Consider the following 20,442-nt stretch of genomic DNA (forward strand, 5'->3'; position numbering starts at 1 on the left):
ATACCATAACCTCCCTCAAAATATTTATATATGCTGAATCGGACGTTCACACACTTGCATAGAGCGCCGAATTAAGCCATTCCAAACCTCATTAGCCTTTAACAGCACCAACGGTAAGCCCTTTGATAAAATACTTTTGGAAAAAAGAGTACACGAACACGATTGGACCGATACCAATAACAGCCATCGCCATTCTTACCGTTTCTGTCGGCAGATTGATTTCTACACCTTGTGCAGCTAAGGCTGCCATCGCTTGAGGGCTCGCAGTCAAGAATTGAACATTCAACATCGTCTTATACATTAGATACTGTAGATTGACATGCCCTTCTGGCGAAATGAAGATTAAGCTGAGATACCAGTCATTCCAATACGCCAAAGTCTGAAATAATCCCACTGTAGCTAATACCGGTAACGACAATGGCAGAATGATTTGAACGAAGATCCGAAACTCTGGTGCCCCGTCGATTTTAGCGGATTCAACGAGTGCCGGCGGGATTGTATTTGCAAAAAAGGTCCTCAAAATGATAACAAAGAATGCTGAAACCAGCAGTGGCATAATCAGAATCCATAGCGTATCTTTCAAATGCATCATTTGAGTATAAACCAGATACCAAGGTACTAGACCTCCATTAAACAGCAGTGTAAAAAACATAAAGAACGAAAAGAAATTACGATGTGGAAAATCTCCACGTGAGATAGGATAGGCATACATTGCCATAATCACGAGACTCAGAATCGTTCCAACCACTGTCACAAATAAGGAAACGGCAGCCGCATCTATAATCTGCCAATAATCTTTTAACAGAAATTCATAAGAAGAAATATCCCACTTGCTAGGAAAAAAGCTATAACCATTCTGTACAACGGATTTCTCATCCGAAAACGATACGATAATTACGAGAATCAACGGGACCACACAAATCGCTGTGTAGATCCAGAAGAATATATTAATTAACAAATTGGAAATATTCGAAATTTCATTGGGTTGTCTTTGCCGTTTAGTTCTCTTTCCTGTACGACCTGACGGCCCGATTGTAGTTTCTGCCTGGCTCAACACTCCCACCTCCCTCTAAAATAACGCATCATCTTTACTTATTCGTCGTACGGCTAGATTCGCTAAGAAGATCAGTAGAAATCCTACAACAGATTGCACGAGACCCGCGGCAGAAGACATCCCTATATCACCAATCGCTAGGAAGGTCTGATACACATAGGTGTCGATAACTTGCGTAGTGGAGTATAATGCGCCTGCATTTCTAGTAACCTGAAAGAACAATCCGAAGTCTGCGTTAAAAATCCTGCCAATCTGCAGCAGCGTCATTACGATAATAACCGGACTGATCAGTGGTAGTGTGATTTTGCGAATCTGCTTCCATTTAGAAGCACCATCGATCAGCGCAGCCTCATAATATTCATGATCTATACCGATGATCGCAGCCATGTAAATGACCGTCGTATATCCAATCTCTTTCCACAGTTTCACTATCACTAGAATCCCTGGCCAATATTGCGACTGTGAGTACCATTCAATTGGATCGACTCCAAATAAAGGAAGCAGCGTCTTGTTCATAAATCCATGCTCTGCACTCAGAAAGCCGTATACTAAATAACTAACGACGACCCATGAGAGAAAATACGGGAGAAACATCGCACTCTGATGGAATTTCGATAGCCATCTGCTGCGCATTTCGTTAAACATAATCGCAAAAGCCAGTGAAAAAAATAGTGTGAGTACAATAAACGCAGTGTTGTACAATAGGGTATTTCTTGTAATGACCCAAGCCGTCTCCGTCGAGAATAGATACTTAAAGTTCGCTATCCCGACCCAGTCGCTGCCTAGAATCCCTTTCTGGTAATTGATATCCTTAAAAGCAATTACCGTCCCTAACATCGGTATGTAGTTATTGATGATCAGAATAATAATGGCTGGGAGCATCATCAAATAGAACACCCAATATTTCTTCATCACTCTTAGAAAATTCGGCGCTCTCCCCCTGCCTCTTTTCTTTACTTCTGACAAGCTGACGGAAGGATTCGTCACACTCATTTTCAGTTCCCCCATTTCCCCATCATCCCAATCTAAGGCCTTTATCACGCTGTTAAGCTACCGTCTTGCATTTCCTTCTTACACTCTAATTAAAACATATGATAAATTATGGGAGTATAGGGAACATATTATATTTCTATAAAAAAAGAGATGATTATCCTTAGTAACTAAGGAGAATCATCTCTAATGTTTAAAATCATTTAATTTATTACAGCCGTAGGCTGAATTACTATGTACTTATCACAGCCGCAGGCTGGTCGATAGTTCTTTCGCTCTTTTATCACAGACGTAGGCTGGTCGATAATTCTTTCGCTCTTTTATCACAGCGGCAGGCTGGTCGATAATCTTTGCTCTTCTATCACAGCCGCAGGCTGGTCGATAATCTTTGCTCTTCTATCACAGCCGCAGGCTTGTCGATAGTCTTTGCTCTTCTACCACAGCCTCAGGTTGGTCGATAGTCCATTCATTCCCTATGGAGTCCTCACATCCGCAGGAGTGGGACGACCCCATACCCACAACAAAGTGTGGTGAGGGAGAAGGAACGGAGAGGAAGTTTGGAACTGTAGGAGCGTAGCGTTCGCCTAAAAGCTTTCCTTGGAAAGCTACCTCGGAAGCATATGCTATCCTCGGATTTCAACCGCGAGCAGCGGTTTCCAATCAAGAAATCCGAGGATAACAGCGACCGGAAGTCCAAACATTCCTCGCAGTGACGCTAAACCTCACCATACGCCGCAAACCTTATAATACTTCTGCCCGACACCGATCGCGATACTCCTTAGGAGACATCCCCGTCTGCTTCTGAAACACCTTCGTGAAATAACGCCGTTCCTGATAACCCACTCCGGAACCAATCACCGTAATGCTCTTGTCGCTATTGGTAAGCATAAACTTGGCAGCTTCAATTCGCTGTTGTGTTACGTATTCCACGAAAGTCATTGCAAATCGGTTTTTAAACAAGAGACAGAAGTAACTGCCGCTAATTCCGATCTTATTCGCCACTTCCTCAATCCCGATATCAGAATGAAGATGTTCAGAGATGTACTGAGCGGCGAGGTTCATAAGCTGATCCGGTGTTTTTTTACCATTGTCCGCTTCAGGAATCTCCTGAAATAAAGGAATGCTATTATACAGTTTATTTTTAAACTGTTTACTACGAATAGTAGCTCCTATCTCACGTACCTTATTGCCAAGTTCTTCATAATGGATCGGCTTACAAATATATTCTTTCACCCCAAGCCGAATCGCTTCCCGTGCATAGTCAAACTCTTGATACCCGGTAAGAAGAAGTACCTCACTATCCAATCCCATTTCCCGCAACTTTCCTACAAAAGTTAACCCATCCATCACTGGCATACGAATGTCACTTAACACAAGATCAGGCTGCTCCTCTTCGGCAATGCGCAAGGCGTCCATACCGCTTCGCGCCATACCAACGACCTCCATCCCCATCTCCTGCCAAGGCAACACTCTGTTTAGATTATTCAGAATTGGGGCTTCGTCATCTACCAATAATACTTTTAGCATAATGATCTTCCCCCTGCTCGTATTTAGGTATGACACATTGAATAATAGTACCATAGCCTGGACTGGAACAAATAAATATTCCGTACCTGTCACCGTATTCAATGCGGATGCGATCCGCTACACTGCGAATACCAAGTCCTCTGCGTTCAAGATTCATCCGGTTTTCTCGTTCAACTTTAACCTCTTGCTCCACAGGATCATTCACAATGTATTGGAAAATGGACAACTGAGACGGCGTAATACCAATACCGTTATCTTCAATCTGTAAAATCAAGTCCCCTTGCTTCTCCCAAGCTTTCACAGAAACTTGACCTTTGTAATCAATCCCCTCAAATCCATGCTGAATGCTGTTTTCTACAAGCGGTTGCAAAGTAAGCTTTAGAATGCCGCAACTCATCAATTCTTGTGGGATATCAATATCATATTCAAATAAATCCTCAAACCTGAATTTTTGAATATCTAAATAATTGCGCAGATGTTTAATTTCTTCATCCAGTGTAATTTCTTCTCGATCCTGAATGCTGATACGTAAAATACTTGCCAGTCTGTAGACCATCTCACTAACTTTCTTGCCTTCATTCTGTATAGCCAGAACATTAATCGACTCTAATGTATTGAATAAAAAATGCGGTTTGATCTGCGCCTGTAGAACACGCATTTCCGCTTGATTCTTGCGGCGCTGTTCCACATGGATTCTATTAAACAACCCATTAATTTTATCCATAAGATCATTAAAGCCTTTTGCAAGAAGCGTTAACTCATCATTCCCTTTTACCTCTACCCGCGTAGTCAAATCCCCATCCTCAACCCGTCGCATAAAACGAACAATTACGGCAATTGCGCCAGTAATTCGATTCATAAAGAACAGATTGAAAATTACTGCTGCTAAAAAGCATAAGAAGATAACCCCAACAAACCATCGTGCAAATACTGTAACTTCATGAGACAGAGAGTTCCATGAAGTTACAGACACTAGACTCCAAGGATAATCTTTCAAATGATACATGGAGAGAATACTTTTCTCCCCGTTGTAATGCGTTTTAAAACTCTGAAACCCTTTTTCAAAGGTAATCTCTTTATTCGCGAATGACTGAATATCCTGTCCATCCAGCTTTTGATCTGGGTCGAATAGAATCATTCCATCATCATTTACAAGCATAAACGAGACATCTTGATTGCTATCCCCAATTTTTAAATTGCGAAATATCGATTCGAACTCCCAATTTTTGATCTGCACAACGAGGATACCTATGTTCTGAAAGAAGCTCAATTCCTTAACGAGTCGAATTTGTGTAAACACAGGTTCAGTTCCCGTAAGTTCGGGATATTCATGAGGAGCCAGCCACTTCGGCACACCATTCAAATCCATTACTTCCTGGTACAAATCACTTTTCTTAAATGTATCATAGGGTAGTGTTCGGAAATTTTCCTTATTAAAAAGCGACACGATTTCAGAGTTACCTCTACCGTTAAAATTGTACAAAAAAGCGTAGCTGATCGATGGATGATTAAACAACAGACTACGGAAATTGCGCTGGCTTGCATTCAAATTGAGTTGCTCGGCATCAGTCAAATCCTGGTTAGTAGGATCTTCTGCGCTAAGTGCCATATGAAAAACCGAGGTAGCAATTCCGTTGTCTGTAACGTTATCCATATCTTTTAACACATTCGAAATACTGTAACTAATTGCTTTAAGTGAGTATTCCGACTGCTGACTGTACTTCTTCTCAATAGAGTTATAAGTCACGAAAAACATAAGCATGCCTAGAATAAATAAAGGAATGATTATCAGGCCCAAAAATGCCGTAAATAATTTATAGCGCAAATTCATCGGCTGGTGCTCCTGACTGAGAAAAAAAGTTATCCTTTTACGCCGCCTGCTGTTACGCCTTCAATAATTTTCTCCTGTAAAATCGCATAAATGACAATTACCGGCAGTACGCTGAAGACGATACCCGCTGACATTTGTGCATAGTTCATCTGGTATTGATCACGGAATTGAACCATACCAACTGGGAGCGTACGCAGTTCGTCATTCGATAGGAAGTAGTTTGCCAGCAAGAATTCATTCCAATTGCCCAGGAAATTAACTATGAATACAGTAACCATGGCAGGTACGGTTAGAGGTACAATAATTCTAGCAAAGATACCCGGAGCCTTCAACCCATCCATGACCGCCGCCTCTTCAATTTCTCTAGGCAACGAACGCATAAATGCAGCCAATATTATGATCGTAAATGGAATGGCATTTGCGATATAAGGAATAATCAATGCCCAGTGCGTGTTCAGAATCCCCATCTTACGTACAATCGTATAAATAGGTAGCATCAATGCATTGTTTGGAATCAGCATTCCCACCATAACTAGCGAGAACAAAATCGTATTCCATTTGCCTTGACGCATACGTGTAACAGCAAATGCAAACATTGACGCTAGAATGATAGATACTACAGAAGCCAATATGGAAATATACAAACTGTTAAAAAAGTAGGTGCTGATCTTGGCATTCACCCAAGCTTCAACGTAGTTATTGAAGACAAACTCCTTTGGAATTCCAAAAGGGTTAAGCGCTATTGCATTATTATCCTTCTTCACAGAGGAGAATAACACGAACAGGAAAGGAAATAGAATAACTAGCAGATAGGACAAAAGTGCGACATGTGGCAGACTTTTTTTCAGGGCGCGTGGCATCAGTATTCAATCCTTTCTGTGCGTCGGGCTATCAGCAGCTGATAAAGGGCTGTAACCACCAGTGTAAATACAAAGATCAGGACTGCGATGGCATTACCGTACCCGTATTTAAAGTTAGTAATTGCATATTTAATCATATAGGTTGCCATTACATCGGTTGAACCCGCAGGTCCACCCTTAGTCATTACAATTACGATATCCGCCGCTTTCATTGCCCCTGCAATGGATAACATGATTACGACAGAGATGATTGGGACGATTAGCGGAAGCGTGATACGTGTAGCTCGTTGGAATCCAGTTGCACCATCAATAGCAGCAGCTTCGTCCAATTCACCCGGTATCGACAAAATAGCTGCCAGTACCATTACGATATAGAATCCTGTCCATTGCCAAGCATTCGTGATCAGGATCGATAACATTGCGAATCTCTCATCCGACAACCAGTAAAGCGGATCAATACCAACTAAGCCAAGAACCTTATTTAAAAGTCCAATGTTGGGCTCATAAATGAAGCCCCATAGAATACCGATAACTGCTGTAGACATAATGGAAGGCATGAAGACTGCCGTCTTGTATAAGCCTTTTAGCTTCTTTACATTTGATATTAATAATGAGAAGAATATAATTAACGGCACCTGTACAAAACAGGAGAAAAGAATGAACCAACCGTTATTTTTGACGGATATCCAGAATCGTTCATCTCCTAATGCCTTCTCAAAATTACTGATTCCGGCAGACTTAACTGTGTCAGATACACCATTCCAGCTAGTAAAGCTGTAATAGATTGAACTGAAGATGGGATAGATGAAGAACATCGTGAACAGGATCAGTGCTGGAAGAATAAAAAGGAAAAATACCAATGGATTTCTTAATGCTTTATTCATGACTACCTCCGGTTGCTTTGACATCTGGCGAACAATGAATGTTTAGATCAGCGCAAACACATAATTTCTTTGAGTTTAAAAATGTACCCTGGTTCTAGCACCAGGGTACATTCAGTTTGCAGCTACTTATTCAACTGCTGCGTTTGCTTCTTCTTGTACCTTCTGTAAAGCTTCGCCCATCTTCTCTGGAGTTGTCTGACCACCAATCAGCTTTTGAATTTGAATGTTACTGATTTCTGTAGTTACATCTGCTTGAACGAGAGAGTCAAATGCTGGGAACGAAGATTGTGAGTTATTAAGTACACCTACGATTTCGCTCATCAGATCATCCGTAATATTTTCATTCAGAACGTTTTGGTCAATTTTCATTGCTGGCAATACGCCATCTTCAACAAGTCCACGTAATTGCATTTCTTCATTAAAGAGGTTTTTGATAAATGATTTCACAGCAGCTAATTGACGTGGATCTTTCTCAGCAGAAGCAGAGAAGCCATAGCCATTGTTTACATCGCGCATCAATGCTGTTTGGTCGCCCACGCCACCATCAACTGGAGGAATATTGAAGAATCCAACTTTACCGATCAAGCCTTCGCCAGATTGTCCAGCTTTGAATACGGAGGATTTCCAAGTACCATCATACAGCAGGATTGCTTCACCACTAGTGAATTGTGTTGTATATTCAGCATACTCGAAACCAAGTTCGCCTTTTTTGAAGTATCCTTTATCAACCCATTCTTTGTACTTCGCAAAGCCTTTTACAACGTTTGGATCAGTCCATTTAGCTTCGCCTGTTGCAAATTTAGCAGTTACATCTGGACCTGCATAACGTGACCACAAGTGGTTAGCTAGCATGAGTGGTACCCAACCAGCCTTAGACGCACCAGCTAAAGGCACTTTTCCGTCAGCCTTGATGTCAGCCAATTGTTGTTCCAATTCAGCAAATGTTGTTGGAGCTTTCCAACCCTTGCTAGTATAGTATTCTTTGTTGTAGAAGAATCCTTCACCAGATCCACCGATTGGCAATCCGTAAATTTTTCCTTCATAAGTGAAAGGATCTAGATTTGAGAATTTATCCTTAATTCCAAGTTCCTCAAGAATTGGAGTCAGGTCAAGTAATTTACCTTCTTTAGCATAGATCTTAGAGTCAGGGCTACCGAACAGATCGAAAATCTCTGGTGGATTACCTGCAGCCATTTCACCACGCAATTTTTCTTTACGGTTTACATCTGAATCTACTCCATCGAGTTTAAAGGTCAGACCAGGTACATCGCCTTCTACCTTTTTCACTACTTCTTGCAGAATAGCTAGACGTTTCTGTTTGTCTGCACCGATTTGAGTGTGACGAATCGTCATTTCGAACGGTTCGTTGCTTACCGGTTCTTCAGTTGCAGGAGCATTTGTAGCGTCCGCTGCATTAGTCGCGGTAGCGTTTCCATCTCCTTTGTTAGAAGATGCATTATTGTTGCTTCCGCAACCTGCCAGTAAAGCTGATGATACAAAAATCAGGGACAATAGCAAAGTCATTCCTTTTTTCATTTCTTGTGACCCCCCATATAATGTTGTGCTTTACACTTCTTATTATAGAAAACAGATTCCATTCTCGTAAGGTTAAGATTCATCCACTATAGGGATAAAAATCTCTAATGAAAGCGGAATCAACTACACGATATGTTATGTATAATAACTTTATTGTAGTAAAAATTACGATTAAACGTTATTTAGTGTGATTTAACCACACATTACCTCGGATAATAATTATAAATTCTTTAAATAATGATATATTATCTGTCATCATGTATTTACAAACTCCTTAATCAACAGCTGTAACTATATCATGTTTTTACAAGGTAAATACAAAATTACCCCTTTTCAAGACACCAGACGTCCCTCTTTAAACAAAAAAAGCCGTTCCTTCAGTAGTAAATCACTGAAGGAACGGCTCTCACTTAAGGTAGATATCAATTATACCAGTGCTGTCTGTTTACGACCCTCTTCGACCAAGCGGTATGCCCGCTGAACTTCTTCATCGGTAGGGGATGGCACGCCATCTAATTCATAAGCCTTGCCGAGCATTTCCCATTTATAAATACCCATTTGATGATAAGGTAAGATCTCAAATTTCTCAACACCATTTAAGGTTCCAATGTAACGGCCCAAATTAATAAGATCCTCTTCACGATCATGAATGCCTGGAACATATACATGTCTAATCCACATCTTACGATTATGATCTGATAGCCAGCGTGCAAGCTTCAAAGTACGATCATTAGATTTACCAGTCAACTTGATATGCGCTTCCTCATCTATATGTTTGAGATCTAGCATAACCAAGTCGGTAACATCCAATAAGTCATTAATCTTGTCACCTTCGTTGTAACCATTACTATCTAATGTAGTATGCAGATTCCAACGCTTTTTAACTTCTGTAAATAACTGCTTAACAAATTGCGCCTGCAAAGTTGGTTCTCCACCGGATACTGTCAATCCACCACCGGATGAACGATAGTAGTTTATATATGGCTCGATCTCCGCAAGCACTTCTTCTAAAGTCATTTCTTTACCTTCATCTAAAGCCCAAGTATCAGGGTTATGACAATACTGACATTTCAGCAAGCATCCTTGCATAAATAAGACAAATCGAATACCAGGTCCGTCAACGGTTCCAAAGGTTTCCAAAGAGTGTATGCGACCTTTAATCATAGGATATCATCCTTTCGCCACGACAGACTAACAGTCCCTCTTTCACGAAGAAGCTCCCTGTCCTTGAGACTGTCATTTCCCTTAATCGCGGCTGTGATATTTAAAATTTTAACAATTCTCAAACAAGATATTACCGCCCTTGAGACAAGGGCGGCATCTTCCTTGCAATTATTTCAATGTAGTACTTCATTCAAAGATCTTTATGAATAGGAACGAATTACATCGAACCATGGAACGTACGGTTGATTACATCCAATTGTTGTTCACGAGTCAGCTTGATGAAGTTAACTGCATATCCGGATACGCGGATAGTCAATTGTGGATAGTTCTCTGGGTGTTCCATAGCGTCCATCAGCTGTTCACGGTTAAACACGTTAACATTCAAATGTTGAGCGCTGTTATGGAAGTATCCATCCATCATGTGTACCAGGTTAGACTTACGGGATTCTTCGTCTTTACCCAGTGCTTTAGGTACGATAGAGAATGTGTTAGAGATACCATCTTGTGCATCGGAGTAAGGCAGTTTGGCTACAGAATTAAGGGAAGCCAGAGCACCTTTCTTGTCGCGTCCGTGCATTGGGTTAGCACCTGGTGCGAAAGGTTCACCTTTCTTACGTCCGTCAGGTGTAGTACCTGTCTTCTTACCGTACACTACATTTGAAGTAATGGTCAGTACCGATTGAGTCGGTACAGCATCACGATATGTTTTGTGCTTACGGATCATAGACATGAAAGCTTCAACCAATTCTACTGCGATGCTGTCTACAGCATCATCATTGTTACCGTAGCAAGGGAATTCACCTTCAGTTTCAAAGTCAATTGCAATACCTTGTTCGTTACGAATTGGTTTAACCTTCGCGTATTTAATAGCGCTCAGTGAGTCAGCTGCAACGGATAGACCAGCGATACCACAAGCCATCGTACGCAGAATGTCGCGGTCATGCAGTGCCATTTCAATACGTTCGTAAGAATACTTGTCATGCATATAGTGAATGATGTTCAAAGTGTTAACATAAGTCTTAGCCAACCACTCCATCATCGGTTTGAAGCGTTTCATTACTTCGTCATAATCCAGATATTCAGAAGTGATCGCTGGGAATTCCGGTCCAACTTGTGCTCCGGATTTCTCGTCTTTACCACCATTAATAGCGTACAGCAAAGCTTTTGCTAGGTTGGCACGAGCACCGAAGAACTGCATTTGTTTACCGATGCGCATTGGAGATACGCAGCAAGCAATCGCATAATCTTCACCCCAGTATGGACGCATTAGATCGTCATTTTCATACTGAATTGCACTAGTTTCGATGGAAACCTTAGCACAATATTTTTTGAAGGCTTCAGGCAATCTTTCGGACCAAAGAACTGTCAAGTTTGGTTCCGGTGCTGGACCCAAGTTGTACAGGGTGTTCAGGAAACGGAAGCTGTTCTTCGTAACACGAGTTGTTCCGTCTTCAGCCATACCACCGATGGATTCAGTTACCCATGTAGGGTCGCCGGAGAACAGATCGTTATAGTCAGGTGTACGCAAGAATTTCACGATACGCAGTTTCATTACGAAATGATCGACGATTTCTTGAACTTGCTCTTCAGTCAAAGTACCTTCAGCAATATCGCGTTCTGCATAGATGTCTAGGAAGGAAGATACACGTCCCAGGGACATCGCCGCACCATTTTGCTCTTTAACTGCTGCCAGATATCCGAAGTATACCCATTGAGTAGCTTCCTTGAAATTGGTCGCTGGTTTGGAAATATCCATACCGTGAGCGGCTGCCATTTCTTTCAATTCGCCCAGTGCACGAATTTGCTCGGACAGCTCTTCACGAAGACGAATTACCTCTTCAGTCATGGAATCAACTTCAAGTTCAGCTTGTTGTTGTTTTTTGTCTTTAATCAGGAAATCAATACCGTATAGAGCGATACGGCGGTAGTCACCGATGATGCGTCCGCGGCCGTAAGCATCAGGAAGACCTGTGATAACGCCGGATTTACGCACTGCTCTCATGTCTGGTGTATATGCATCAAATACGCCTTGGTTATGCGTTTTGCGAATGTTCGTAAACATATCAACGATGTTTTGTGGAAGCTCGAAGCCATAAGCTTTCGTAGCATCGACCATCATCTTGATCCCGCCGAATGGCTGGATGGAACGTTTGAAAGGAGCGTCAGTCTGAACGCCTACAATTTGTTCCTTGTCCTTATCAATGTATCCAGGAGCATGTGAAGTGATTGTGGAGACAGTATCCAGGGAAACATCCCATACGCCGCCTCTTTCTCTTTCTTCTTTGCTCAGTTGGGAAATAATTTTCCATAGTTCAGTTGTGTTACTAGTAGGTCCTACGAGGAAATCTTCGTTTCCTTCATAAGGCTTAATGTTACTTGCGATAAAATTGTTAACGTCAACTTTCTTGGACCATTTACCTTTTGTGAAATTTCTCCAACCGGATTTCACTTCATTTACTTCTTTTTCAATCACCGACATGCTAAATCCCTCCATCTATATTTATTATATTTGTAGAGATCGCGGGCTTGAAGGTTGATCCCGTGTCTCGTGATCCCCAAAGATGTGGTTGTTCCAAATTTCACAATCAACATTTCATATGTGGGACCGTTGTTTATATAAACATTCTAGTTTATTTTCTATAAAAACACTGTGACAAATATCACCTTTCGAGTGATATTTGTCACCTTTATCTAAGTCCACAACTATCCTATTCTCTATTTAACCAATTACTAATTATCAAATCTTCCGTAGAATGCATTACGGTATACATCAGCAAGTTCAGATACCAACGGCAGCTTAGGATTGGCAGTTGTACATTGATCTTCAAACGCACGGTCAGCCAAGTAATCTACACGAGATTCGAAGTCCTTAGGATCAAAGCCCAGTTGTTGGAACGATTCCTCGATACCCAATTTTTTATTCATATCGCGAATAGCATTGATCAGGCTAGTTACACCTTCTTCAGTTGTGCGAGCTGGCAATCCCAAAATACGGGCAATTTCAGCGTAACGCTCATCAGCTACGAAGTGCGAATATTTAGGGAACGAAGCGAACTTCGTAGGTTTTTTAGCATTGTAACGGATAACGTGTGGCATAAGGATCGCGTTAGTACGACCATGAGCGGTGTGGTACTGTCCGCCCCATTTATGCGCCAAGCTGTGGTTAATTCCCAAGAATGCATTGGCAAAGGCCATACCCGCAAGTGTTGATGCATTATGCATTTTCTCACGAGCTACTCTGTCGCCTTCCAGTGCCGATTTTTCAAGGTATTGGAATACCAGTTGGATGGCTTTAATAGCTAGACCATCAGTGTAGTCACTCGCCATAACAGATACATAAGCTTCGATAGCATGTGTCAATACGTCCATACCTGTATCTGCAACTGCAGTTTTTGGCAAGCTGTATACGAACTCTGGATCAATGATAGCTACGTCTGGTGTTAACTCATAGTCAGCCAATGGATATTTAGTGTGTTGTTCAGTTGTTTTATCGGTAATAACTGCGAAAGATGTTACTTCCGAACCCGTACCCGAAGTAGTTGGAATCGCTACAAACTTAGCTTTGTTACCAAGTTTAGGGAATTTGTATACCCGTTTACGGATGTCCATGAATTTTTGTTTTAGACCGTTAAAATCTGCGTCTGGATGTTCATAGAATAACCACATTCCTTTTGCAGCATCCATTGGGGAACCGCCGCCAAGTGCGATGATGCAGTCCGGTTGGAACCTGTTCATCATTGCAGTACCTTTTTCAACTGTAGTTGTCGATGGATCTGGTTCAACTTCCGAGAACACTTCGATAGCTACAGGAGTTTGGCGTTGACGCAGGTAATGTTCAACTCTTTCTACATATCCAAGCTTAACCATCATTGGGTCAGTGATAATTGCGACACGTGTGATATCAGGCATTTTGGTCAGGTACTGAGTAGCGCCTTTTTCGAAATAGATCTTGTCAGGTACTTTAAACCATTGCATATTCACGGTACGACGATTCACCCTTTTCACGTTGATCAAATTGATTGCTGTAACGTTTTGCGACACGGAGTTACGACCATAAGATCCACAACCCAGAGTCAACGAAGGGATATTAGTGTTATAGATATCGCCGATCGCACCATGTGTGGAAGGCGAGTTAACGAGAATACGTCCTGTTTGCAGACGGTTAGAGAACTTCATGATTACTTCTTCGTTGTTGGAGTGGATAGCCGAGCTATGTCCCATACCACCAAATTCAACAATTTGAGCTGCGCGTTCGATCCCTTGATCTGCATTTTTAACTTTGTAGCAAGCAAGAACCGGGCTTAATTTTTCAGCGGAAAGTGGATATTTAGTGCCTACACCTTCAAGTTCTGCTACCAGAATCTTTGTGCCGGCAGGGACTTGAATGCCACACATTTCAGCAATTTTCACTGCGGATTGACCTACGATTGCTGGGTTAACCGCACATTTTTCTACATTCATTGCTCCACTAGTCAGTTTGGCAGCTTCTTCTTTATTCACAAAGTAGCATCCATTAGCAATCATTTTCTTCTTCACTTGATCGAAGATTGGTTCTTCGATAATAACAGCTTGCTCGGAAGCACAGATCATACCATTATCAAATGTTTTAGAAAGAATGATGTCCGTTACGGCTTGATCAATATCCGCGCTCTTTTCAATGAAAGCAGGTACGTTACCAGGGCCTACGCCAAGTGCTGGTTTACCACAGCTGTAAGCTGCTTTTACCATTGCAGAACCACCAGTTGCCAAGATAAGAGCAACGTCTGGGTTGTTCATCAATGCGTTTGTCTTGTCCATTGTTGGCATTTCAATCCATTGGATACAGTTCTCAGGAGCGCCAGCTTTCACGGCAGCATCATGAAGAATTTTTGCAGCAGCTGCACTACACTCTTGCGCAGATGGGTGGAAACCGAATATAATAGGGTTCCGTGTCTTAATCGAAATCAACGCTTTAAACATCGTGGTGGATGTAGGGTTGGTTACCGGTGTGATACCCATAACAATTCCGACGGGTTCAGCAATTTTTTGGAAGCTATCATAAGCGTTGTCTTCAATAACGCCTACTGTTTTATCGTATTTAATTCCGTGCCAGATATATTCAGTTGAGAAGATGTTCTTCGTAATTTTGTCTTCGTATACGCCGCGTCCAGTTTCTTCTACGGCCAATTTTGCGAGATACATATGTTTGTCGAGTCCAGCCAACGCCATTGCATGAACGATTGTGTCAACTTGCTCTTGGTCTAGCGCCATGAATGCCTCATGCGCTTTTTTCGCTTTATCCACTAAATTCTGAATATACTCTTCAGCGGTAACTTGTTTAACTTGGGCGGCGACTTCGTTCTTAACTGCCATCTCCCTCGTCCTCCTGTCAATTTTTAGTTGTTTTTCTCTACACATTTATCTTATCACATGATTTCCACCTTGTATAGTGAAATCTTTCACAAAGTATAAAGTTTTTTTGATTTGTTTTCAAAGCGCTTTCATTCGATCATATTATAGATATTTTTCCATATTTTATGTTAAAAATCCCTTCAAATCTTAGAATTATACTTTAATAAGCAAAGTATTGAGCCCATTTCCTTCCAATCGCTTTAATACAGCACTCCGTTAAGGCATTCCCTTCATCACAGAAATTTACGATTTTCCTATGCCGTAATAGTTTCCAGTTGATCATCATTAGCTCTGTAGATTTATAAATTTATAAATTATAACAACAAAAAAACCGGCCCCAAAGGGACCGATTTTATTAATTTACCTATTCTGCTTTAATCGTATCAAAGAATTTCTCTTGCACTGTTTTAGCTGCTGCTTCTAGCTGGCTCTTAGAATCCGTTCCTTTTTTGGAGAACAGCTCTTGAATGACATTGGACATTGTTGCGTAGTAGTCCTGTGTATTGTATTGAGCTTCAGGTTTACCATCTAAGAGTCCCATAATGTCAGGGCTATATTGGTATACATTGGTGTACTTGTCATAAACCGCTTTGGTCTTCTTACCAAACTCAGAATCTGCTGAGTAGTAATCTAAGAGTGGCGGGATAAAGTATTTACCATCAGCTGTACGTTGTTGAAGGACTGCATCCAGTGCTTCCAAACCTTTATCAGAGAAGTAATCAAATGTGATATAACGGAATGCCATTTCTTGCTCATCTGGTGTTGCATTCGGATTAATTACGAGGTAATCACCACCAAGTACCCCCGTATGCTTGCCGCCTTTTTCCATAGCAGGCATTGGATATGTGAGCACATCCTCAGGTTTCAGTCCACCTTGATTCAGTGCTTGCTCGATTACGCCATCGGACCCAGCCATTACCATAGCTGTACGACTTTGTTGGAATGCGCCTACAGCATCGCCCCAGCCAAGTGCCCAGTCCTGAGGAATCGCGTTAGCTTCCCATCTAAGTTTCTTGTAGAAATCCAGTGCTTTAACACCAGCATCGGAATTAAAGGTAGCGACAACCTTGCCGCCTTCAACCTTTTGAATTTCACCGCCAGCTTCGAACAGGAAGTTGGTCCAGTTCCAGCCTGCTTCGTTACCTTTACCCATTGGAGCAATACCGGAAATACCTTTTTTGACATCAGCTACGCCTTTAGCCGTATTCAGCATATCATCCCAAGTCCAATCCATTGGTGGGACCGCAACGCCTTTTTCATCCAGCATTTTTTTGTTGATCATAGTCGTTGTTACATAACCTTTTTGAGTTACTCCGAAAACTTTACCATCAATGATGAACTGATTTTGCAGTACTGGGTTAATTTGATCCTTAAATTCGTATTTGTTCCAAAGATCCGTAATGTCAGCAACCCAGCCCTTTTCCACCAGGAATTTAGCTTCTGTAGCGTAGGTGTTAAAGAAGGTTGGTGCTTCATTCGCAGCCATTTTGATTCCAATTTCACTTACATTGTACTGCCAGTCGTCTTTAACAATTTCAACATTTGGATATTCAGCCTGGAAACGTTTAATCTTGTCATCTTCTTGCGCTCTCACTTCAGTCAAGTCAGGCGTTGGATAGTGAATCTTGATCGTCACTTTTCTTTGAGTAATGTCATCCACTGGCGCATCTGTAGCAGTTGCTGTATTATCAGTTACCGCATTTGTTGGCGCAGTAGTTGCTTCCCCGCCTTTGTTTCCCGCTGTGTTTCCGTTATTGTTGCCACTGCAAGCAGATAGCAACGAACCGGCTACAAGTACGCTTAGTAGAACGCTAGAGTACTTACGCATTGAAACTCCCCTTTTCAATTCATAATTATCTTACAGATAAATCTTAAAATAGAAACCGTTTGCAAACGAGGTGCATTTATATTCACTTCATGTGCATGTTTACGATCCGTGGTTAAATTCGTCGATAATTGCTTATCCTTTCACTGCTGACAAAGCAACCCCACGCATAATGAATTTTTGGAAAATCAAGAAGACAATGATTGGTGGCAACGATACTAAAAACAGGATTGCAAATTTGATATTAGTATTGAGTGCCTTCACATTAATAACGTATTTATAAATGGCTGTCGCAAGCGTATATTTCTCTTCACTGTGCATAACTAGAGATGGCCAAAACCAGTCATTCCATGCGGTAGAAAAGATAAAGATCGCTAATGTTGCAAAAATCGGAATTGAAAGTGGTACAGCAATGGAGAAAAAGCTTCTCGGCTCAGAGGCTCCATCAATTCGTGCTGCTTCAAAGATCTCTGGATGAATCCCGTCAAAAAAGTTCTTTAACAAAAGAAAGTAAAAGGTGTTCGCACCTGCTGGCAACCAGAAAGCCGCGTACTGATTCAGCAATCCCAGCTCCTTCAAATTGACAAAGTTCGGGATCATGTAGCTGGTAGCCGGAATAAACAATGTCATCAGGAAGAAGAAGTAAATCGCTCTTTTGTATGGAACATTCATACGGGAAATACTAAAAGCGGACATTCCCAATACGACTAAAGTCACAACCATATTCCCTAAAAAAATATAAATGGTGTTTCTAAGAAACATCGGCAGATCAATGTAATTCATTGCATCCTTAAGGTTGCTGAAGTGCCATTCCTGAGGGAAAAAATGCGGTGGGAATGAATTCACCTCTTGATTCGACTTCAATCCGTTGAATAACGTCATACAAATCGGGTACAGCATGCTAAAAACCATAACCAAAATGACTACACACATCAAACCGTAAACAATCTTATTACTTGTTTTTTTCAAATCGTGTTCTGAAAGAATCCCTCTATCTGCGCTCTTCATCTTAGTAGTCCTCCTTGTTAAGCTTGAACTGTAAAATGCCCAAACCACCCAGGACAATGAACATTAACATGCCAAGCGCAGTAGCTGTTCCATAATCGAGTCTTGTAAATGCATATTTTACAATCAACAATGCGTAGGTAAGTGTAGTGTTATTCGGCCCACCATCAAGTAACGCCATTTGTGACTGATACCCTTGTGAAGTACCAATAATTTGTAGAATCAACATCAAAAAGATTAAATTACGCAGTGAAGGCAAAGTGATGTACTTTATTCGTGCCCATATACCTGCCCCATCAATTTCAGCGGCTTCATACCAATCTCGCGGAATGCTGAGTACAGCAGCCAAGTATATTAACATCCCTGATCCGAACTGCTGCCATGTCTCCATAAACACAAGTGAAATCATGGACCATCTTGTATCTGTTAAGAAGGCAACTTGGTCCACACCCATTGTACCTAGTAACGCATTAATTGGACCCACCGGATCATATAGCCATCTCCACAGTCCATACAGGACGACACCAGGCATAACGAAAGGCAGATAAGCCGCTACACGTACAAAACCCCCAAACTTTCTCAGCTCCGAGATCATGATAGCAAAAGCAATCGGAACCCAAAACCCAATAATAAGACATAAAAACATGTAATACCCAGTGTTCTTTAATGCAGTCAAGACATCTGGATCACTAAGTGCTCTACTGTAGTTCTCAAAGCCTACAAAGCTATTCCCTTTAACAAAATCCACATGGTAAAAGCTGTACAGTAAGCCTTTGAAAATTGGAACCCACAAAAACATAATAAAAATAATTACGGCAGGTACGAGGAACATATATCCCCAAAAGTTTTTCTTCCAGCGGTTTTGCTTGTACGGTGTCCCCTTCAGCGTCGCCGGGTTTTCGGTTACTACTGCGGTTTGATTCATCAGGCTCCCTCATTCCATTGTTCTTTCAGCATTTTTCACAAAATGCTTCCTACCTTAAATTGTAGGAAATGAGGGTTGTACTGAACATGTCTATATCTACCGAAGTCATGGGTGTTTTTACTTCTTCAATTCGCTGGGGCTAATCCCATAATATTTTTTGAAAATTTTACTAAAATGCTCGGGTGATTCATAACCTACACGTTCCGCAATTTCGTATCTGCGAAGATCGGTATTCAAAATCATTTCCCGACTTTCTTCCATCCGGAGCTTGATTACATATTCCCACAGGTTATAACCTGTATTTTTCTTAAATAGGTAACTCAAATAATTGGGACTAACATGATTCTTCTTAGCCACATCGTGAATCGTCAGTCCTTTTTGCGCATAGTTCTCGTCAATATATTCTTTAGCTTTTTGTACGATCAGATTGCTATGGGTATGAAGCTCTTCTACAGATGGATCACTCGTGTAACTGTTCCAGTTGAAATCCCCATAATAGAACACATAATGGTCACTGTGCTCATTGTTCCAGAGAATTGCATTGGAAGCCTGACGGTTCAATACAGCCATAAACGAAAGCCCCTTTAGAATCTGGCTGATGCCAATGACCACGTTCAGATGTATGTATTTATGGATATTAAAATGAAGACTGCGTCCAAGAATATCTAGTCTATTGATTTGGCTGGCAGATGAATCCTCATAGCTTTTTTCATCCCATTGAATAATGATCGTAATCTCACCATCCGGTGCATAAAAAGCTATCGAGTTCCATTCCTGATCCATTAGTTCTTTGGCAATGTTCAGCGCAGCATAACAAAGAAGCCGTCTGTCCCGCAAAGTGTACTGCTTCTCTTGGTTCATTCCAGACAGTGGTACCTTAAGTTTTAAGACGGAAAAATACGGCCCTTGCAGCTTCAGGTTATCCAGCTTCAGCAGGTTATCTGCCTCAGCAAGTACAACTCCAGGGTCGATGAGCAATTCATTCAAAAGCTTGCTGAATTCTGGAAGCGGCTCTTCCAGTCGAAAGCTCTCGTTAATCCCTGACATGAAAACGTCTAGTTCTGGTGAGGGCTTACCCATCTTAAGGAGCACATTTCTGACCGAATCCAAAAACTGCTCACTATTCAAAGGCTTAATTAAATAATCCTTAGCACCGAGCCTAACGGCCATTTGAGCATATTGAAACGTCTCGTGTGCAGAAATCACGATAGTCTGAACCCATGGTTTGGCAAGTTTTGCATGCTGCATCAGATCAATTCCACTCATTGCACCCATCTGAATATCCGTAACGAGCAGATCAATTTCCTCCATGCGGATACAGTCCAACGCCTCAAATCCGCTATTAGCTGTATAAATATTAGAAATATCCAGCCCGGATGAAGCTAATAAATTGCTCAGTCCTTTACAAATCAATGGTTCGTCATCTACTACCAATATATTGAACATATCT

Annotated in this window: 14 protein-coding genes; all 14 read right to left on the bottom strand. The window is 41.4% G+C overall.

Annotated features, from left to right (window positions below; all coding sequences use genetic code 11):
- Window positions 1–91: 91 nt before the first annotated feature.
- Complete coding sequence (locus ACN6MV_RS22495) at window positions 92–1,054, bottom strand: carbohydrate ABC transporter permease (protein WP_231573854.1); 963 nt, start codon at window positions 1,052–1,054, stop codon at window positions 92–94.
- Between the two features lie 15 nt (window positions 1,055–1,069).
- Complete coding sequence (locus ACN6MV_RS22500; RefSeq protein ID WP_375103521.1) at window positions 1,070–2,062, bottom strand: ABC transporter permease; 993 nt, start codon at window positions 2,060–2,062, stop codon at window positions 1,070–1,072.
- Window positions 2,063–2,785: 723 nt separating this feature from the next.
- Window positions 2,786–3,571, bottom strand: a complete 786-nt coding sequence (locus ACN6MV_RS22505) for a response regulator transcription factor (protein WP_042129873.1) — start codon at window positions 3,569–3,571, stop codon at window positions 2,786–2,788.
- Complete coding sequence (locus tag ACN6MV_RS22510; protein WP_076120642.1) at window positions 3,546–5,402, bottom strand: cache domain-containing sensor histidine kinase; 1,857 nt, start codon at window positions 5,400–5,402, stop codon at window positions 3,546–3,548. Before ACN6MV_RS22510 ends, ACN6MV_RS22505 begins: the two co-directional genes overlap by 26 nt.
- Window positions 5,403–5,431: 29 nt before the next feature.
- Window positions 5,432–6,262 carry a carbohydrate ABC transporter permease gene (locus ACN6MV_RS22515; protein WP_076120643.1) on the bottom strand — a complete coding sequence of 277 codons (831 nt, stop codon included), beginning with the start codon at window positions 6,260–6,262 and terminating at the stop codon, window positions 5,432–5,434.
- The gene (locus ACN6MV_RS22520; RefSeq protein WP_076120644.1) at window positions 6,262–7,146 is read right to left on the bottom strand and encodes a carbohydrate ABC transporter permease; all 885 of its coding nucleotides are present in this window, start codon (window positions 7,144–7,146) and stop codon (window positions 6,262–6,264) included. Before ACN6MV_RS22520 ends, ACN6MV_RS22515 begins: the two co-directional genes overlap by 1 nt.
- A gap of 126 nt (window positions 7,147–7,272) precedes the next feature.
- On the bottom strand, window positions 7,273–8,682 hold the full coding sequence (locus ACN6MV_RS22525) for an extracellular solute-binding protein (RefSeq protein ID WP_076120645.1): 1,410 nt from the start codon (window positions 8,680–8,682) through the stop codon (window positions 7,273–7,275).
- Window positions 8,683–9,108: 426 nt separating this feature from the next.
- The gene (gene pflA, locus ACN6MV_RS22530) at window positions 9,109–9,846 is read right to left on the bottom strand and encodes a pyruvate formate-lyase-activating protein (protein WP_076120646.1); all 738 of its coding nucleotides are present in this window, start codon (window positions 9,844–9,846) and stop codon (window positions 9,109–9,111) included.
- A 217-nt stretch (window positions 9,847–10,063) separates the two neighbouring features.
- The gene (gene pflB, locus ACN6MV_RS22535) at window positions 10,064–12,325 is read right to left on the bottom strand and encodes a formate C-acetyltransferase (protein WP_042129884.1); all 2,262 of its coding nucleotides are present in this window, start codon (window positions 12,323–12,325) and stop codon (window positions 10,064–10,066) included.
- A 251-nt stretch (window positions 12,326–12,576) separates the two neighbouring features.
- Window positions 12,577–15,198 (bottom strand): bifunctional acetaldehyde-CoA/alcohol dehydrogenase, encoded by a 2,622-nt coding sequence (adhE, locus tag ACN6MV_RS22540; RefSeq protein WP_076120647.1) that lies wholly within the window; start codon window positions 15,196–15,198, stop codon window positions 12,577–12,579.
- Between the two features lie 403 nt (window positions 15,199–15,601).
- Entirely contained in the window at window positions 15,602–17,065 is a 1,464-nt protein-coding gene (locus tag ACN6MV_RS22545; protein WP_419884895.1) for an ABC transporter substrate-binding protein, read from the bottom strand.
- A 132-nt stretch (window positions 17,066–17,197) separates the two neighbouring features.
- Window positions 17,198–18,070, bottom strand: a complete 873-nt coding sequence (locus tag ACN6MV_RS22550; protein WP_042129889.1) for a carbohydrate ABC transporter permease — start codon at window positions 18,068–18,070, stop codon at window positions 17,198–17,200.
- A gap of 1 nt (window position 18,071) precedes the next feature.
- Complete coding sequence (locus ACN6MV_RS22555; protein ID WP_042129891.1) at window positions 18,072–18,992, bottom strand: carbohydrate ABC transporter permease; 921 nt, start codon at window positions 18,990–18,992, stop codon at window positions 18,072–18,074.
- Window positions 18,993–19,109: 117 nt separating this feature from the next.
- Window positions 19,110–20,438, bottom strand: a complete 1,329-nt coding sequence (locus ACN6MV_RS22560; protein WP_419884896.1) for a response regulator transcription factor — start codon at window positions 20,436–20,438, stop codon at window positions 19,110–19,112.
- Window positions 20,439–20,442: the final 4 nt, after the last annotated feature.

This window comes from Paenibacillus sp. B-A-8 (assembly GCF_048572915.1).
Classification (GTDB): domain Bacteria; phylum Bacillota; class Bacilli; order Paenibacillales; family Paenibacillaceae; genus Paenibacillus_AQ.

Excerpts from the sequence above, each read along its gene's own strand:
- ACN6MV_RS22500 (WP_375103521.1), bottom strand. The coding sequence starts at position 2,062 with ATGGGGGAACTGAAAATGAGTGTGACGAATCCTTCCGTCAGCTTGTCA.
- ACN6MV_RS22505 (WP_042129873.1), bottom strand. The coding sequence starts at position 3,571 with ATGCTAAAAGTATTATTGGTAGATGACGAAGCCCCAATTCTGAATAAT.
- ACN6MV_RS22510 (WP_076120642.1), bottom strand. The coding sequence starts at position 5,402 with ATGAATTTGCGCTATAAATTATTTACGGCATTTTTGGGCCTGATAATC.
- ACN6MV_RS22515 (WP_076120643.1), bottom strand. The coding sequence starts at position 6,262 with ATGCCACGCGCCCTGAAAAAAAGTCTGCCACATGTCGCACTTTTGTCC.
- ACN6MV_RS22520 (WP_076120644.1), bottom strand. The coding sequence starts at position 7,146 with ATGAATAAAGCATTAAGAAATCCATTGGTATTTTTCCTTTTTATTCTT.
- ACN6MV_RS22525 (WP_076120645.1), bottom strand. The coding sequence starts at position 8,682 with ATGAAAAAAGGAATGACTTTGCTATTGTCCCTGATTTTTGTATCATCA.
- pflA (WP_076120646.1), bottom strand. The coding sequence starts at position 9,846 with ATGATTAAAGGTCGCATACACTCTTTGGAAACCTTTGGAACCGTTGAC.
- pflB (WP_042129884.1), bottom strand. The coding sequence starts at position 12,325 with ATGTCGGTGATTGAAAAAGAAGTAAATGAAGTGAAATCCGGTTGGAGA.
- adhE (WP_076120647.1), bottom strand. The coding sequence starts at position 15,198 with ATGGCAGTTAAGAACGAAGTCGCCGCCCAAGTTAAACAAGTTACCGCT.
- ACN6MV_RS22545 (WP_419884895.1), bottom strand. The coding sequence starts at position 17,065 with ATGCGTAAGTACTCTAGCGTTCTACTAAGCGTACTTGTAGCCGGTTCG.
- ACN6MV_RS22550 (WP_042129889.1), bottom strand. The coding sequence starts at position 18,070 with ATGAAGAGCGCAGATAGAGGGATTCTTTCAGAACACGATTTGAAAAAA.
- ACN6MV_RS22555 (WP_042129891.1), bottom strand. The coding sequence starts at position 18,992 with ATGAATCAAACCGCAGTAGTAACCGAAAACCCGGCGACGCTGAAGGGG.
- ACN6MV_RS22560 (WP_419884896.1), bottom strand. The coding sequence starts at position 20,438 with ATGTTCAATATATTGGTAGTAGATGACGAACCATTGATTTGTAAAGGA.